General features: G+C 45.8%; 18 protein-coding genes. 8 read left to right on the top strand and 10 right to left on the bottom strand.

What is annotated here, in order from left to right; genetic code table 11:
- Positions 1 to 32 precede the first annotated feature (32 nt).
- Positions 33 to 248: a hypothetical protein gene (locus tag EKM97_RS00090; protein ID WP_125570235.1), complete on the top strand. Its 216-nt coding sequence runs from the start codon at positions 33 to 35 to the stop codon at positions 246 to 248.
- Positions 249 to 360: 112 nt separating this feature from the next.
- A complete protein-coding gene (locus tag EKM97_RS00085; protein WP_125570234.1) occupies positions 361 to 720 on the top strand; it encodes a nucleotidyl transferase AbiEii/AbiGii toxin family protein in 360 nt (119 codons plus the stop codon).
- Positions 721 to 722: 2 nt separating this feature from the next.
- On the opposite strand, the gene EKM97_RS00080 is transcribed toward EKM97_RS00085, so the two are convergent.
- The 10 genes from EKM97_RS00080 to EKM97_RS00035 form a co-directional block, all read right to left on the bottom strand.
- Positions 723 to 998, bottom strand: coding sequence for a hypothetical protein (locus tag EKM97_RS00080; protein WP_125570233.1), 276 nt, complete (start codon positions 996 to 998; stop codon positions 723 to 725).
- Positions 988 to 2,376: an FtsK/SpoIIIE domain-containing protein gene (locus EKM97_RS00075; RefSeq protein ID WP_125570232.1), complete on the bottom strand. Its 1,389-nt coding sequence runs from the start codon at positions 2,374 to 2,376 to the stop codon at positions 988 to 990. The genes EKM97_RS00080 and EKM97_RS00075 overlap by 11 nt, the downstream gene beginning before the upstream one ends.
- A complete protein-coding gene (locus EKM97_RS00070; RefSeq protein WP_003606399.1) occupies positions 2,373 to 2,660 on the bottom strand; it encodes a hypothetical protein in 288 nt (95 codons plus the stop codon). Before EKM97_RS00070 ends, EKM97_RS00075 begins: the two co-directional genes overlap by 4 nt.
- An 18-nt stretch (positions 2,661 to 2,678) precedes the next feature.
- A complete protein-coding gene (locus tag EKM97_RS00065) occupies positions 2,679 to 2,927 on the bottom strand; it encodes a hypothetical protein (RefSeq protein WP_125570231.1) in 249 nt (82 codons plus the stop codon).
- Positions 2,928 to 2,959: 32 nt separating this feature from the next.
- On the bottom strand, positions 2,960 to 3,205 hold the full coding sequence (locus EKM97_RS00060) for a hypothetical protein (protein ID WP_225419173.1): 246 nt from the start codon (positions 3,203 to 3,205) through the stop codon (positions 2,960 to 2,962).
- Positions 3,206 to 3,209: 4 nt separating this feature from the next.
- A complete protein-coding gene (locus EKM97_RS00055) occupies positions 3,210 to 3,473 on the bottom strand; it encodes a hypothetical protein (RefSeq protein WP_125570229.1) in 264 nt (87 codons plus the stop codon).
- Positions 3,474 to 3,550: 77 nt separating this feature from the next.
- Positions 3,551 to 3,922: a YdcP family protein gene (locus EKM97_RS00050; protein WP_010491213.1), complete on the bottom strand. Its 372-nt coding sequence runs from the start codon at positions 3,920 to 3,922 to the stop codon at positions 3,551 to 3,553.
- Positions 3,923 to 3,940: 18 nt separating this feature from the next.
- Positions 3,941 to 4,264: a DUF961 family protein gene (locus tag EKM97_RS00045; RefSeq protein WP_003606404.1), complete on the bottom strand. Its 324-nt coding sequence runs from the start codon at positions 4,262 to 4,264 to the stop codon at positions 3,941 to 3,943.
- 42 nt (positions 4,265 to 4,306) lie between these two features.
- Positions 4,307 to 4,549 carry a hypothetical protein gene (locus EKM97_RS00040; protein WP_003606405.1) on the bottom strand — a complete coding sequence of 81 codons (243 nt, stop codon included), beginning with the start codon at positions 4,547 to 4,549 and terminating at the stop codon, positions 4,307 to 4,309.
- Between the two features lies 1 nt (position 4,550).
- Entirely contained in the window at positions 4,551 to 8,360 is a 3,810-nt protein-coding gene (locus EKM97_RS00035; RefSeq protein ID WP_191985973.1) for a SpaA isopeptide-forming pilin-related protein, read from the bottom strand.
- 501 nt (positions 8,361 to 8,861) lie between these two features.
- Here EKM97_RS00035 and EKM97_RS00030 point away from each other — a divergent pair.
- From EKM97_RS00030 to EKM97_RS00005, 6 genes are read left to right on the top strand one after another with little or no spacing between them, the layout of a single operon-like run.
- Positions 8,862 to 9,797 (top strand): ParA family protein, encoded by a 936-nt coding sequence (locus tag EKM97_RS00030; protein WP_125570227.1) that lies wholly within the window; start codon positions 8,862 to 8,864, stop codon positions 9,795 to 9,797.
- A 4-nt stretch (positions 9,798 to 9,801) separates the two neighbouring features.
- Positions 9,802 to 10,149 (top strand): hypothetical protein, encoded by a 348-nt coding sequence (locus EKM97_RS00025; protein ID WP_125570226.1) that lies wholly within the window; start codon positions 9,802 to 9,804, stop codon positions 10,147 to 10,149.
- Complete coding sequence (locus EKM97_RS00020) at positions 10,136 to 10,786, top strand: hypothetical protein (protein WP_125570225.1); 651 nt, start codon at positions 10,136 to 10,138, stop codon at positions 10,784 to 10,786. Before EKM97_RS00025 ends, EKM97_RS00020 begins: the two co-directional genes overlap by 14 nt.
- Positions 10,786 to 15,183 (top strand): Eco57I restriction-modification methylase domain-containing protein, encoded by a 4,398-nt coding sequence (locus tag EKM97_RS00015; protein ID WP_125570224.1) that lies wholly within the window; start codon positions 10,786 to 10,788, stop codon positions 15,181 to 15,183. The genes EKM97_RS00020 and EKM97_RS00015 overlap by 1 nt, the downstream gene beginning before the upstream one ends.
- On the top strand, positions 15,183 to 15,899 hold the full coding sequence (locus EKM97_RS00010) for a DNA methyltransferase (protein ID WP_125570223.1): 717 nt from the start codon (positions 15,183 to 15,185) through the stop codon (positions 15,897 to 15,899). The genes EKM97_RS00015 and EKM97_RS00010 overlap by 1 nt, the downstream gene beginning before the upstream one ends.
- A gap of 35 nt (positions 15,900 to 15,934) precedes the next feature.
- On the top strand, positions 15,935 to 17,080 hold the full coding sequence (locus EKM97_RS00005; RefSeq protein ID WP_125570222.1) for a hypothetical protein: 1,146 nt from the start codon (positions 15,935 to 15,937) through the stop codon (positions 17,078 to 17,080).
- Positions 17,081 to 17,126 lie beyond the last annotated feature (46 nt).

The raw sequence follows: 17,126 nt of genomic DNA, 5'->3' as shown, positions 1-17,126 counted from the left end.
GGTTATAATGAGGGTATTGAGGAGGCGCATTCATGGCATTCAAAAAATTGCGCAACACCGCCACTAAAATCAAAGCCGACACCCCCAAGCCCACCATTGAAGGCACCGTTTACTCGATCGTGTTTGGGGCCACTGCGATTGCCGGCTTGTTAAGCTTTGGCGTTTACAAGTTATTGACCCCAGAGCGCGTTTTAGCCAAAAAGGCCAAAGCCACTGTCGCCAAACATCGCGAATCAGAAGATAAATAGTTTTTCCAGCCACCGTTTCACGACGGTGGTTATTTATTTGCGCTAAGGCACTTTAAGGTGCGTTCTTGCACGCTTAAATTTTTAAGTACCCCAGTTTAATAATCAAGACATTATGGTGATGGCGTACAACGTAGAGACAATTCTGGCAGAAAAGTTGGAATCCATGGTCGCGAGAAAAGACCTGAATACACGATTGAAGGACTACTACGATTTGTATCTGTTTGACAAGGTACAGATTCAAAATATTAACTTTAAAACGTTGAAAGCCGCGCTGTTGGCAACTGCGAAACTACGGGGAACGGAAGGATTGTTGTCGAGCTACACAGCGACTATTGAGACGTTGCGCACTGATACAACGCTACGGAGTTTGTGGCTGAAATACCAAGAACGCAACGAGTACGCGCGCGGTATTGAATACGCCGCAACTTGTGATGCGGCGTTGGACTTGGTGAACGCGATCGGATTACCATAGAACTACTCCTCGTCGCCTTCATCTACGACGTTGGTGTAAGTCATGATCAGTTCGCCCTCGTCGCCAGTGGTAACATTGAACCAAAAGCGTTTCGGAAAGCGATCAGCGGTCAGTCCGCCGGGAGCGCCCATCCAGATCCGTGAATCTGGGTACTCGCGGGCGGGCATTGCCATCCATTCAAGTTGGTCTTCCGCGTCTTCGTCAGACCGGAAGGACACGTTTTCGTGAAAGTCGTTGAGGAATTGCGATCTGTTTTCGATTTTGACATCAGTGCTCATTTGGCACCTCCTTTTCTGTTGGGGTTGCAGGAACGGTATTAGCGGCGGCACCGATTTCGGTGAGAAAATCATAGCCGCGTGGCACCAGTGGTGTGTAAAATTCCGAGATCACGCTACCGCCAGTGTCCACATAGCCGCGTCCCTTAATTGGTTTCTGGAAGAAGCCTTTGTTGGTTTCGCCGAACATCATGGAATAGCCCAGCTCACTCATGCGCCCTAGCGCAACGCGGAACATAAACTGGTCTCTGATCCCGTCGCCCAGATATTTTGCGTCGGGCCGTTGGCAAGCCAACACGAGAAAGAAACCAGCTTGACGACCAAGCATGACGATCTGTTTGAGTTTGGACATGACTTGCATGGCATCGCGGCCAAGCATATCCATAAAGGCAACGTATTCATCAAAAATCAGGAAGTGGGCGGGTAGTCCAAGATAGGCGTAGTTCTCGCCGGTCTTGTACCCGTCCATTTGTTTCATCTTGTCGTTACGTGCCATCATATCCTGATAGAAGGTTTCCACTGCACCCAGCATGGCTTCCTTCTTGGAATAAACTCCTGGCATCACATCAGCTAAATCAGCGAGGTCAGCATTTTTCGGGTCAAGAACGGTGAGCTGAGCACCGTCTTTCAGTAGTGCTTCAATCAACGTCAAAATAAAGTAGGTCTTACCACCGCCCGTACCACCAGCGATTAACATGTGGGGCAGCGTGTCATAATGCCAAGCCACAGTTTCCATGAGCTGCATGGAGCCATGTTCACAGGTCACGTCAGCGATGGTGATACGCTTGCCGATAGTGTCGTAAAGCAAGGTGTACTCGACATAAGAATCATGCAGGATCTTGTCGACCAGCTCACAGTAAAGACCGGCTTCGAGCTTTTTCTCCAAGTGTAGGAGCTGGTCTTGATAGGAAGACATGACGATTTCAACGGAAACGTGGATCAGTCCGTCCTTGAGCCGGTAGTATATCTTTGGGAAGTGAGAAATCTTCTCTTTGGTACGTGTTGAGCCTAAGTCTTTGAAGAAACTCTCGCTGTTGGACTGGTCGGTTTGGTACCACTTGTTCTCCATGATCATGCGGGCGAGCTTTTGGCGGTGTTCCATCTGCTTGTAGGAATCCGCAAACCAAGTTCGATAAGCCCACAGACCAACGCCAAAGAGTGGTGCCGTGCATAAACTGTTAATAACCAGCGGCAGCCATGACCAAGGCAAGGTCACCAGGTCCGGCCAACTAAAGAATTTCCAGTTGATCTGTCTTAGCAGCGGCCAATAGGCAATCACAGCCCCAATTACCCACAAGCTAACCACAATGGTCATCGCAGTGTTGTAAAGCAGGTTGCGTTGACGCGGATAGACCCGTGTACCGCGATACGTGAATTTCATTCGTCAATATTTACGCCGTCGTAGCCAATTACAAGACCAAGTGGGCTACTTGAAACGTTGAAACTAAAGCGCGCGCCTTGGAGATAGGCTTCGGGTTTCGCACATTGCTCGCTGGCTAAAATTAAATCACAAGCATTCATACCAGCTTGAACCGCGTGATTAGCCGCGTCGATTAAGTTGATGATGACGTCACCAGTGGGTGATGCACCGTTGTCAAAGTCAGCAATGCGTTCGTAGTGAAGTTGAAAGTCGTCCAAGTTGACGAGAGTTACTTGATCGTTCATAGTGTTCTCCTTTGGGCGTTACTTGACGCCAATATATTTGATAGCGGGTTGTCGGTCTTCGGTGTCGATATTGAAGCTGAATTCTTTGGATTCGTGATCGCGGGTGCATTCGCCGTCTACCCAAATGGAAAACGGTTCGCCAGCAGTTGCCTGTTCGGCAGCCATCAGCACCATGTCAATCAAAGCATCCGGGCTAGGATCATGGAAATCAGGATCAACTAACGCGGGGTAGTCTTCCAAGAATCCGTCGATATTCATTGCGGACATTTTCAAGCTCCTTTCATGTAGCAATACGAAATTCAATCAACACCCATATAAATCACGGCGTCTTCAAGCAAGTTGAAAACGAATTCCTTTGGTTCGTCATCAATCGTGTCGTCATCAACCCAGATAATGAACTGACCATCAATTGCCTGTGCTGCGGCATCAGCGACCAATTCTTGTAAAAAGTCGGCGCTTGGGGGAACACCATCTGTTCTGACCAGTCTGGTGTAGTCTTCGATGAATTCGGTGATTTCAAAATTTTGTGGTTGAATCAATCTCACATCCTCATTCATCGCTGACGCCCAGATACGAGAGCCGTAAGCTATCTTCACCCTCGTATGAAGTGAACGAGAACAGCTTATTCATGCCGTCGTTGGTCTGTTCGCTGTCGATATGCAGGTGTTGGTAGGATTCAGGGCTTTCTTCCATGAGTTCCACCATGTCTTGCAGGATCTCGTCTGGGTCAAGGCGGTAGTCGTTATCGATTTCTTCGTTATAGTCGTCGATGAACACTTCACGACCAACTACGGTCAATGTGGAAGTTATCATCTGTGATCAACTCCTTTCGTTAGTGGTAAGCAACCGCCGCAGTGGGTGGCGCGCGCGAGGAGTGGAGAAATGAGCAGCTATTTCTTGTCATTGGTGTTTGGCTTCTCCTGCGGCTTGACCGGTGCGGTGGCAATCACGAGATCCTTGGCTTTCATGTACCATGAAGTTTCAACTCGGTTGAAGTTCGCGTTTGCCACGGTGTCGATCACTGGGTCAACCAAAGTAACAATCTGGTTGTACTTGAAGTCTTTGATTCCAGCTTCGGCCGGAATGGAAACCTGAATCATCATTCCCTGTTTCATGGACTTCAAGTCATAGGTGCGTTCCTTCACGTCGTCGGTACGGTTGCCGTCTTCGTCTTGCACGAAGCGTTCACGGCGCTGGCCGGAGAATTTCAAGACGCCAAAGGTTTCTTCTAAGTCGATAACGATGCCTTCTGCTAATCGCATGTGAGTTCCTCTTTTCTTTTATTTGACTGGGACAATATCGTCGGCATTGCAGATGTAGCGCACAAAAGCTTGTTCACCGATCCGGTAGCCAACGGTCGCAATTCGGGGCTTGATGATGGTGACTGGCGCATCAACTTCAATGCTTTCGGCCTTGTCACCTTTCTTCGCTGGAATGGTGATCTCGATGTTGTCGGTACGCTGCAAGTCGGAGAACAACTCGTAAGTGCGGGAGACAACCTTGCGATTGTCGCGATCACCTTCTGACAGTTCGCGCTTGAGCGAACCAAAGTACAGGTGGCCGAACGTCTTTTCAATATTTGGTGCAACAAATTTGAGTTCCATGTTGTAGCCTTCCTTTCGTATTCAAAAAGCCGGGTAGGTGGGCTACTCGGCTGTGGCTTGGTGATAGTATTCGGTTAGTTGTTGAAGTAGGTAGTCGTAAAATGATTTGGAGATTGGGTGAACCGTACGACCATCAGCGTATCGTGGGAACTGGATATACCAGCGATACTGACCTTCTATGAGCTTCACGTTTTTCAAGATGAGTACATGATCCAGTACGATGTCGCCTTGGAGCAGTACGTCGCCACCGGGATTGGGGTACATATTGATAGAAGAAATGCGCATGTTACTTGCCGTCTTTCTTCTTGGCACCACCGATCACAACCATTGCAGCGAGGACGCCGAGCAGCAGTATTACACCGATGACGATGAGCCAGCCAGACGTCACGTTGCCGGTTTGTGGGAGACCAGGTTTAGGCGTCTGCTTGTCGGTCATGATGGCCTTCACGATTTCACCATCTGTAGTGATCTCGAATGGTACGAGAGCTTCGTTAATTTCGTAGCCCTTTGGTGCATCGTATTCTTGGAAGCTGTACTTGCCAGCAGGCAGATTACCAAAGGAGAAGACCCCGTTCTTGTCAGTGCGACCAGATACAACCGTCTTGCCGTTTTCGTCCAGAATGCGGATACCGGTATTGGGCAGGCGCTTCCCAGTGGAAACATCGGTCTTGGTCAGTTCGCCAGTGCCTTTGATTAGGTCGTTGGTCAGTTCAAAGGCGATAGTTGGTTCCTTGGTGTCAACTTTGGTTTCACCAATCTGCTTGTCCTTGCTATCAAATACTGTCACACCGCCTTTGGTAGACACGAGCTTGAGAGTTTCCTTCGATAAGACAAGGTTGGTGGCAGAAGGCTTGGATTCTCGGAGATAGAAGGAGCCGACTGGTAGGTGCTTGATGGAACCGATGGAATCTTTACCGACCGTGATGGTCTGAATAACCTTTTTATCAGCGTCGAGCAGTTCAAAAATCGCACCAGCAGCGTTACCGGTCATCGCGTAGGAGTAGCCTTTACCCAAAACCAGCGTGGCAACTTCATTGATCTTCTTGAATGACAGTTCGTTTTCATGGAGCTTGTTGTTGATCACTTTGCCGTCATTGAGGTCGATGTGTTTGGTCTTCTCGTTGTCGGTGGTGTGGAAGTGGAAGCCATACATACCTGTGTTCAAGTCGTGCTTCTCACCAGCATCAAGTTCCTTGACGTAATAGTAGCCTTCTGGCAACTGGATCGCGCCAAATTCAGCCTTACCGTCTTTGACCGTCGCGGTGGCGACGAGTGATTCAGATGGGATCACATTTTCGCCGATCTTGATTTCACCTTGCGTGAACAGACCAAAGACCTGACCATTAGCCGCAATGTTCTTGATAACTGGGAGGTTGTCCTTCCAGCCAAAGATACTTTCTTCTTGCTTGTTAAGCGTGATGTCGAGTTGTTGGAAGTCGTTCTTCGCTTTGAGTGAGGTGGAGGTCACCGTCACTTCTTGCCCGGCATACTTGAGTTCAAAAGCAATTGGATCAGAGTTCATGATAAAACCATTTGGCGCAGAAATTTCAGTTGCCGTGTACTTGCCAAGATACAACTCTGGGGTTTGAATTTGCCCTTGAAGGTCAGTGGTACCAGTGGCAACCACGTCACCCTTGTGGGCACGAACGGTACCGTCAGCAGTCGTAATGTCTTCGGCTGCCTTGAACTCGAACTTCGCACCAGCTAAGGCGGTATAGTCGTACTTGAACTTGTACTGATCGCCGTATTCAGTTTCAACCTTTTCGACGGCGACTGGGGTAGCCCCGGTCTTGGTCAAGGTGGCGACGCCCTTTTGGGAGAGGTCAGCGAACTTAATGACCACGATGCCGTCCTTATGGCTACCATCGATGGTGAACTTGGCTGGTTCCTTAGCCAGTACATAGCCTTCTGGCGCTTGAACTTCTTCGAGCTGGTATTTGCCGTAGCCAAGTGCTTCGGCCGTAATTAGCTCGCCAGAGTTGTCAGTAGCGAACTTGTCAGTCGTACCGGACTTATCATCAGTTGGTTGAACTTCGTATCTGTTGGTTTGCAAGCTCCTGATACGGAAGATCGCACCAGCGCGCAGCACGGTCTTACCAGTTTCGGTATCGACTTTGACCACCCGCAGCTTTTCTTCGATAACCTTGTTTTCAATAGTGTAATGCTGGGACTTTTGGGTGCCGTCAACAACGACTGTGAACGGCTTGATCCCGTTGTAGCCTGTTGGAGTCTTGGTTTCAGTGACGGTGTAGGTGTCGTAAGGCAGATCCGTGAACTTCACGTAGCCTTGGGCATCGGTGAGGCCGGTACGAACAACCTCACCGTTAGTCTTGCTGGTTACAGTAAACTGGGTGTCCTTGAGCATGACCGGCTTAGTGCCCTTGCCTTGGGTTGTCCAGTCGTAGTTTCCGTACTTGAGCAAGTCGAGATCACCAGTGATGACTTGTTCCTTGACCGTCGTAGTAGCAGTTGCAGTGGTGACGGTTTGTCCAGCGTAGGCTAGTTTGAAGGCATGTTTTTGTGGGTCAAGCACGTAGCCAGTCGGTGCCTTCACTTCTTGCCAGTAGTAATCGTCTAGTTCCAAACCGGAAACGGACGCTGAATTATTGGCAATCGTCACTGACTTCACGAGCTTGTCATCGGCTGCGCGGTGGAGTTCGTAGACAGCGCCGTTAAGGCCGGCAGCGCCTTGTGGCTGCTTACCCGTAACAGCATCAACTTTTTCGATGGTGGCAGTGCCGCGTTGTTCTTGATCGGTCGTATCGACGTGCGCAGTAGTGACCGCGACAGTTTGACCAGCATACTTCAATTCGAATGGCAGCTTAGCTGTGTTCAGAACATAGCCAGCAGGGGCTTTTTCTTCCAGCGCGTAGTAGCTACCTAGCTTGAGGTTCTGCAAGGTGCCTTTACCGTTGCCGTCAGTGGTGATTGTGCCAACCCGTGTACCGGTGCTGGTGTAAATTCCGTAGACCGCGCCGTTCAGTGAGTAGTAGGCATTGAACATGTCGCTGCCAAACTCTTTACCGATCTTGGCTAGGGTGACATTACCAAGTTGTTCCTTGTTGCCAAGAACAACTTCAACGGTCTTGCCGGGTTCGATGGTGACTTCTTTGAGTTCACCTTGATTGACGTAGCCGTTAGGAGCGGTAACTTCGCTGATTTTGATCTTAGTGCCAGCCTTGATTCCGTTCAGAGCGGCATAACCGTCAGTGCCAGTAGTGACTTCTTTGGAAGTGCCGTTGTATTCAAACTTGAGCTTAGCACCCGGCAGCGCCTTGTTGGTATCGGCGTCAACCTTCTTGGCTTTCACATTACCATTCAAGTTGACCTTGACTGGCAGGCTAAATTCGCCATTGCTGGACAGCTTGAAGTTGACCAGCTTTTGCTGTGAGTCTTTCGTGTAGACAAAAGAGGTGCCCACGTCAGCAGCTTTGGCAATCGCATAAGCCACCTTACCAGATTCCTTTGACTGGGCAATGGCCGTTAATGTGAGCTTGTTGCCAGACTTGGTAATCTTGAGGTTCGCGGTGTTCGCTGTTTGCTGGGCAAAAGCCGCGAGCCGCCCGTTAGTATCAGTCAAGGTGATTGAATCGCCAACGGCAAGCGTGATCTGTTTGCCGTTGAACGAAGGCTTGCGATCGTGTGCGGCGACCTTATCGAGAATTGCTTTCTTTTCAGATTGATAGGTCTTGTTCGGTGTGGTGAGCAACGAATCGCCAAGCGTTTCCCAAATAATCATCTGGGTCACGGCGTAGTTGCGGTTGGTTGGGTTTTGGTAGTAGCCGTAGTAAGCAATCTTGGCTAGTTGATCCTTCTTAGCATCGGAGTAGGTGCTGGGGTTGTAACCGGAGCCACTCATATCGAGATCGACGCCGTGCTCCACACAGAAGGCAACCTTGCCGTCCACCTTTTTCATCCACATACCTGTGTCCGTCCAATGTAAGCCATTGAACAAGTGCAAGTGCCAAGTGTTGCGCCAGTCAGCAACCTTGATGTTGGTCATGCTGGCGGCGATTGCCATTGAGGCTGGGATAAGGAGCTGGACGAAGATCGCAATTAAAGCGGCGAATACGGAGGTTCGCCGAACTGCTGTCATCAATGTAATTCCTCCATTCCTGTTATTGAAATTTTGTAGAGAAGTTCTGGGAACGCGTGTATACTTAGAAATAGTTTTGGAGCGAAAAAATAGACCACTCGGACATAGAGAGGTCTAACTAACTGCTGATCCGAAAATATCTCCAAGTTGCACCGTGCAACTTTCATGCAGCTTCCAAAGCTATTTAACTTAAACTAACGATGATTGACTAAATTCAAAAGCTTTTAACAACGCTCATGCGCGTTCATTCGGCTTAGAGGGAACATAGAATGGGAATAAAAGGTATATGTAAATTGAACCCGGAATGTTGATTTAACGGCGTTTTCGGAAGATACAAAGGATACGATTGGCGGGGAAATTGTTACGTTCCCCGCCAGAATCCCCGCCAAGTTTGGGCCGAATGAGGGCTGAGTTGGCGGGGATTTTTAAATAGTGAGCAGACAAGAGATCGATTACAGAGTAGAATTTAAGGAAACGGTGTCTAGTTCTGGGGGAATATAAATGAAACCAAAAGTTATTAGCTTCATTAATATGAAGGGTGGAGTTGGCAAGACCACGCTTAGCATTGGAATTGCTGATTACCTTAGTAATGATTTAGGCAAAAAGACTCTCTTCATTGATATGGATCCGCAATTTAACGGTACACAAGCAATGTTTGATTTTTTTAAGCAAGATGAAACCGCTAAGATTATACAAAGCTATACAACGAATAACCAAGGGCAGAAGATCACACTTGCGGAGGCTAAGAAGTCAATATTTGACTCTGAACATAACTTTTACAATGACAAAGTTAAGGCTGAACGTAAAACCATATATCGCCTGTTTACTCCCCAAGTAGAATTAGGACAGTCGTATACGAGCCCTGATAATGAAGGTCTGATCACAAAACTTACAGATAATCTGGATATCATAGCAGGCGATTTGAATCTTGTTCTTGTTAACAGAAGCAGTGATTATACCCTAGTTAAAAGACTAAGTAATTTTTTGCTTGATAATGAGCAATCACTCGATTACGAATATATAATTATAGACTGTCCTCCTACCTTGACAACATATACTGATGGAGCTTTATTGGCATCTGACTTTTATGTTATTCCCAACAGAATTGATAGATATTCGATTAACGGAATTGATTCTCTACAGGACGCAATTGGAAATCTGGTGAGACAAGAAAGGGTTAACCTTAAAAACTTGGGGATTATTTATACCATGGTTCAAACAGATCTCCCAAAAAGATATGAAGCAATCAAGCGAAATTTCGAGTCTAAAAAGGTTGTTAATAGCATGGATATTTTCGATGCAGTGATGCATTACTATAGTGACATTCAAGTTGGAAAGACAGGGGGAACCTTGCCAACACGGTATCAGCGTTCTAAGGAAGATATTGAGGCAATTACAGTCGAACTGTTGGAGCGAATTGCCACATCAGAGGTGTAAAATAATGAACGATAAAATTGTAATAATTAGAAATGATCTGAAGAATAAAATAATATCCGATTATAAAATATCTGGAATCATTGTTGTGATTCTTTTGTCTAAGGAGATTTTTCCTCATAATGCTGATTTGGTTCCAGCACTGTATTCTATTTTCTCTTTGGAGTTCAAAGATTATGTGTTGAAATCCCGGACATTAACTATGGCACGAACGCTTCGCTTCTTCGAAGTGATGAGCACCGAACAAAAGTTTACACTTAAAAATAATTTGTATCTATTTTGTTCGGATGTAATTGATAGTCACTTTCAAAATAGTGAATCATACTGGAAACAAGCTAAGTATGTTCGAATTTGAGGGGGTTAGTTTGCTGAGACGCGAGCTCACAGGTTTTCGTGACTTTTTTTGCGATGTCTGTTCTTTCTCGTATACCCAGTACGATGTTGAATTTATCTCGTTTTTAGGGAAAAGGATATTGTTTTTTAAAATCCTATCATCCAGAAACTTTGCAAGACACGAGGCAACTAATGCATTTTCAGAGTTACTGGCTTGTTCAAAGTATATTGCGCTCCAAGATTACCGAGGACTTTTACTAAATGAAAGATCGTTTCTAGAATCGTGTTTACAAATCATCAACTTGCCTGAGCGTGGATTGACAACAGCGAAAATGTTTGAGCACGCTAGCTTAGAAAGTGTAAATTCTGCAAGACTCAAACAACTCTATCATGGAACAAGTGAACTTGTACATCATGACAGAACGGAGATATCAACAACTTTACAAGTATTATTTTCCCCTAGTCCAGAGTTGAATGAAGAAAAACGAAAAACAACTGAATCTGATTTGATGTGGCTGATTGAAATCTTAGTTGACATTATTCTCGGTCAGTATACGGATGACATTTCCAGCGCCTTTTTTGTGAGAAAACCAGAACTTGAGTTTGTGATTGGAAAAAAGCGCTATAAAACCTTTTTGAGTAAGTTGGAGGGTAACTAATGAGTAGCAACTTTGATTTCTTGCAAGGCAACGAGGACAGTATGGGCTACTTCCGCGCTGCGGACTTCCTTGAACAGGAATACGCAATGGGAAACTATGCGTCCGAGCTGACCTCTGCGCGCAAGATTGCAGAGAATGTCGTCAAATTTGTCCTAGATCAGAACTACATCGACAATGATGCGACGTTCGCGCAGAATCTCAAGACAGTGAAGTATCACCATCTGTTGAATCAGCAGCTGGTAGATTTGCTGTACGCAATCAAGCAGCCGGGCAATGAAGCGTCACACACACTTGAACAATATAACAAGCAAGACGGTGTCGCAGCACTGCAACAGGTGATTCAGCTAATGTACTGGTTCGCCAAAACATATTGTGACTATGAAGGTGAGGTCCAGCCATTTGTTGAACCGGCCCAGCGTAGTTTATATTCAACTTCTGAACGTCATATGATCTACTCACTTTCAGGGGATAATTCAGACGGTAACTGGCCACGTTATACCGGCCTTGAGAAGGTAGGCGAAACCACAGCCAGCCAGGATCTGGAGAAAGATTGGTCACCGAACAGCGATTACCTTCGCAGTGAAGCACATCATCGAATTAGCCAATACATGAAGACTTCTGGTGTACCATACAATCTTGATTGGGTCGAACTAGCGCACCGCAAAGTATCGGATACCTGGTTTGATGATCATGATGTTCACCGGGTCCTGTTAAAGTCGGGCTTTAAGCGTGACGCGGCGTTTGAGAAGCAAGGGGCAAAAGAGTGGTTTCAGGTTAGTGCCGATCAAGTGAAGCAGGCGATTGCCGCCGTCAAGAATGGTCGCGAGTCAATTGATGGGCCGGTTCAGGCAACGGGTAAGATTGAGCTACGTCCAGAACAGCAGGATGCAGTTGATAAAACGGCGAATACCTTCAAGACCAAGTATAAGATGCTTTGGAACGCGAAGATGCGGTTTGGCAAGACCCTGTCTGCACTGAAACTGATCAAAAAGGAGAACTATGCCAAAGTCCTGATTATGACGCACCGCCCTGTGGTAGCAGAGGGCTGGTTTGACGACTTCGAAAAAATCGGCATGCCTGAATCAGGATACAAGTATGGTTCTAAACGTGACCAAGATTTATCTCTGGAGGCACTACAACGTGAAGCGGAGAAATACGTCTACTTCGCAAGTATCCAGGATCTTCGTGGCTCCAAGGCTTTTGGCGGCACGGTTGCAGACAAGAACCAACTAGTGAAAGATACTCAATGGGACCTTGTCATCATCGACGAAGCCCATGAAGGAACACAGACAGATCTTGCCCAACAGGTAATCGATGGTGTTGTCACGCCGAAGTATACGCGGGTGCTGGAACTATCCGGGACACCGTTCAACTTACTCGATCAGTATGATGCGGATGAAGTCTATACATGGGACTATGTAATGGAGCAGCAGGCCAAGTATTCCTGGGACAGTGAGCATCCTAATGGTGAGCGCAATCCTTATGTCGGGTTACCGTCTGTTTCGATGTACACTTTCGAAATCAAGAATCGGTTCAAGAGTCCGGAATTTCTTGATGACGATAAGTCCTTCAACTTCCGTGAGTTCTTTAAGGTTGACGATGAGACCGGTAAGTTTGTCTATGCTGATAAGGTGAACAGATTTCTAGATAATATCTCAAGCCGTGATGAACGTTCCAACTATCCGTTCTCAACTTTGGAGTTCCGGAATAATTTACGCCACACCCTGTGGCTGATGCCGTCTGTGAAGTCGGCCAAGGCGATGAAGACGGCGCTAGAAAACCATCCAGTGTTTGGTTTCTATAAAATCGTGAATATCGTTGACAAGGATACAAGCGACAACGTGGTTACGGCTACCGATTCGGATTTGAAGCGGGTAAATGATGCCATTACGGATCACCCGGCCCGTACGCACACCATTACGTTGACTGTGCGCAAGATGACCACTGGTGTCACGATTAAGCCGTGGACAGGGGTACTATTCCTTTCGAATACCAATAGTGCCATGCAGTACTTGCAGGCTGCCTTTCGTGCGCAGACACCTTATGAAGATGAAGAGTTCGGTCGTAAGACGAACTGCTATATTTTTGACTTTGCACCGGACCGTGCTTTGAAAGTGATGGCAGCGTCTCGGCAGATGAGTACCGGTGTCGGGAAACTGCAAACCTCTGATCAGCGGGCAAAACTCGGTGAGCTGCTGAACTTCCTCCCAATTATCGGTGAAGAAGGTCAGGGTATGCAGGCGTATCAAGTTGATACGCTGTTGACGCAATTGAAGAAGGTCTATGCTGAAAAAGCGGTTCAGTCCGGCTTTGATGACGATTCTCTGTACAATGATGAGCTGTTGAAGCTAACCAATTCTGACCTGGAAATGTTCAACGATATCAAGGCGATTGTCGGCCAGAGTAAGGCTGAAAAGAAGCCGGATACGATTGACGTGAATCATCAGGGCTTAGATGATGAACAGTACGAAAAGGCTATTCGGGCAGAAAAAAAGCCGAAGAAGGAGCGTTCTGAAGAGGAACAGGCGGATATTGACCGTAAGAATGCGCTCAAGAAACAACGTAAATCGATGATTTCAGTCCTGCGTGGTATCTCAATTCGTATTCCGATGATGATTTACGGGATGGATATTGATATCGACCAGAACGTTGACATCAATAAGTTTGTGGATTTGGTTGATGCTCAATCTTGGTCGGAATTCATGCCGCAAGGGATTACCAAAGACAAGTTCCGTCAGATTTCCAAGTACTATGACCCCGAAGTGTTCATTGAAGCAGGACGCATAATTCGCCATCGCGTAAAGGAACTAGATCAGCTGGACCCGATTGAGCGAACTTTGCAGATTGCCGATGTTTTCAGTACCTTCAAGAACCCAGACAAGGAAACTGTGCTCACGCCGTGGCGAGTGGTTAATATGCAACTCGGTAAGACGATTGGTGGCTACTCCTTCTTTGATGATGCCTATCAGAACTCAACTAAGGATGGCAAACAGATTGCCGAATGGCGCACAACGGATCTCACTAATCAGATCTTCAGTAATGATGCTCATATTCTCGAAATAAACTCAAAGACTGGGCTGTACCCACTGTATGTGGCGACTTCACTGTATTACCAGGAATTTCAGAAGCTGAATGAAGTTACCGCGGGTAAGTTCTCTGCGCAAGACTTGGAAGATTTATGGGCCGATATTCTTGATCGGAATGTCTTTGCGGTAGCTAAAACGCCAATGGCAAAGACGATTGCTGAGCGCACGTTAACCGGTTATAAACACTACCAAACGCACATTGTGTATGTAGATGAAATTGTTGAAACAGCACGGCAAAGTATCGATGCTGGCGTGAAGAAGATTAAGGAGGCGTTCAAGTATATGAAGTTTGATGTAGTGATTGGGAACCCTCCATATCAAGAGCAGGCTGGAGGGACAAGCTCAAGTGACAAGCCGATTTACCACTTGTTCATGGATATGTCATATGAGCTTGCACCGAAGACAGTTCTTATCACACCAGCCAGATTCTTGTTTGGTGCAGGTGCCACGCCTAAAGATTGGAATGAGAAGATGCTTAGTGATAAGCATCTGAAAGTGATTTTGTACGAGCAAGACAGTAGCGCTGTTTTTCCGAGGACTGATATCAAAGGTGGAGTGGTGATTACTCTTCGAGATGAATCTCAGGATTTTGGAGCAATTGAAACGTTCACTGCTTATCCGGAGTTGCAGTCGATTCTTAAAAAAGTTAGTGGAAACGTTGATGTCACTGGCGATATTCGACAGATTATATACTCTCAAAACAAGCTTAATTTGGATGTGTTGTACAAAGAGTATCCTGATTCGAAGCAAGAAATTAGTAGCGGCGGGAGAGATCGGCGCTTGGAAAGTAATATCTTCTCAAAACTTCCGATTTTTCATGATTCCAAAAAAACGGATACCGATCTGAGCATTTTAGGCTTAATCTCAAATAAACGGTTATACAAGTACGTAGATCGAAAATACATTGATCAGGATAGTGAAAATCTATACAAATTTAAGGTGATGTTGCCTAAATCAAATGGGAGTGGATTCTTGGGAGAAGCCCTAAGCAGCCCGCTAATTGGAGGCCCAAATGTCGGTTATACTCGATCCTTCATTGGTATCGGCGCATTTGATAGCTTAGAAGAGGCGAAGAACGCACTTAAGTATGTGAAGACAAAATTTGTTCGAATCTTACTGGGAGTTCTTAAGATCACCCAGGATAATAATCCTGATAAGTGGGCAAAAGTCCCAATTCAAGATTTTTCAAATAACTCCGATATCGATTGGTCTGTTTCTGTGTCAAGTATCGACGAACAATTATTTAACAAGTATCAGTTTGAAGCTAATGAAATAGACTTTATTCAAAAAAGAGCTCAGGAGATGGACTAATGGTGCACGAACGACTAATTAAGTCTAGCCAGCGGGTAAAAGCTCATGGAGAAGTTTTCACGCCACATCGTATTGTAAATGAAATGTTAAATCAGCCGGAAATACAACCAGCTTTGCATTCACTCTCAGCCACATTTCTTGAACCTGCGGCAGGGGAAGGAGCGTTCTTAACCGAGATTCTCTCACGGAAACTGGAACTGGCAAGCCAGATGAGTAGCCATATAAAAGAGTTTGAGCAGAATGCATTGATAGCTTTGACTTCGCTGTATGGTATCGAATTGTTGGTGGATAATACTGAGCTCTTGGTTACGCATATGTATCGAGTGTTTTACCAAGAATACTTGCGGCAACTGAGAAAGTATAATGCGCCTGAGAATAAGAAGGCTGTAAAAAGTGCCTTGACGATTGTTAAGGCAAACATGGCCCAGGGAAACGCCCTGACTGGTAAGAACAAGAATGGTGATGATATTATCTTTAGCGAGTGGAATATGCTCCCTATGAAGCGAGGTATTCAAAAGGTTGAACGAATCGAGTATACGCTTGATGCAATAAAGACGGATGGGCCATCACTAGATGGACAGTATCAGAATCATGGCTCTGAGGAAATCTCTTTGTTTGAAATAGATGAAGACAAAGGTGTAAGTGTTAGCTACAGTTATTCGGTGGTGTCAATATTTGATGTATATCAAGAGTCAAAGATAATGATAGCGGATTGATTGGAGGGCAAATGAAAATAGTGGAGGATTGAAGTGTGAAAGATCTTCGAGAAATAGACAATCTATTGGGAGTTATCTTTGATTCGTCATCACTGGGGACGGTAGCAGGAATTTTTGTAGCTGTATTATTGCCAACAGTGATTCTACTACTTGAGACGGTACAATCGGATAGTTGGGATCGCGCAGTACTGATAAATAAGGTGATCAACTTGCGCCAAGTATTTATTAGCGTGTGTCTAATGGCTGTTCCAACCTTACTTTGGTCTGTGCCGTATCTAAAGTTGCTGCTACTGATATGCTATTTGTCCGGATTGGGAACAATGACGCGATTACTATGGATTTCCATAAGATGGCTGATGGACTGGACAGAGTCATCGCAGAATGGAATAAAGTATCGTCTTCGGCGACAAATGCTGACGGATAACAAGACTGACTCGCGAGAACGGATTAGAGTGTGGCAAAGATTCTTAGCTTCCATGAGTTTGCCTGCTGACAAACAAGTTAAAGGCTTTTCTGATGGGGCGCTCTTTTACGAAGTGTTTTTGAAAAACTACTTTGACATGCCATCTTACCGTGAGGAAATCCTCCAAATTACAACACGTTATCTTGAGACTGTTTTTTGCATGCCGAGAAGTAATGAACAGGAATTTGTAAATTTTGCATTTACAGAGTTCTTTCGTTGTGTTGATTCTGAATCAGAAGCGGCACTCTATTTTTACTGGATGGCCATCTTGGATAGCGAATTTATCCATGCACAGGAAGATGAGAGACGAGTGTCCTTTTTATTTCATGCCATTCGGAAGCAGACACCAAGAATCATTGATTCAAAATCTGAATTTAAACTTGAGCTTCTTTCATCCCGACTGTTTAATCTTCTGTTGAAACGAAATCGTGGAATTTTGGATGATCATTGGTTAAAGAAAACACCTTGGAAGATAGATTCTCGTCAGGTTTTGGAAAAGAATGTCGCGGGGCGCGCACAATCGCATTTGTTGAAACAGTTTTGGGAATACGTGACAAAAATAGACGAGTCTGATAGCTCTGGATCAGAGCTGAGAAATAATGGCATGAGACTAGATAATCTTATCGAAGTTATTTTTCGGCATGCTAATCCAATCGTAATCCGCCAGATTTATAGTTTATTTCGAATCCCTGGTTTAAAATCGAAGTGCAACACCTGATAAAGCAGACCAATTTGCACAAAAAGGTCATGAAGACCTATTCTTG

Source organism: Lacticaseibacillus songhuajiangensis, from assembly GCF_003946025.1.
GTDB classification, from domain to species: Bacteria; Bacillota; Bacilli; order Lactobacillales; family Lactobacillaceae; genus Lacticaseibacillus; species Lacticaseibacillus songhuajiangensis.
This window is presented reverse-complemented; position numbering and strand designations above follow the sequence as displayed.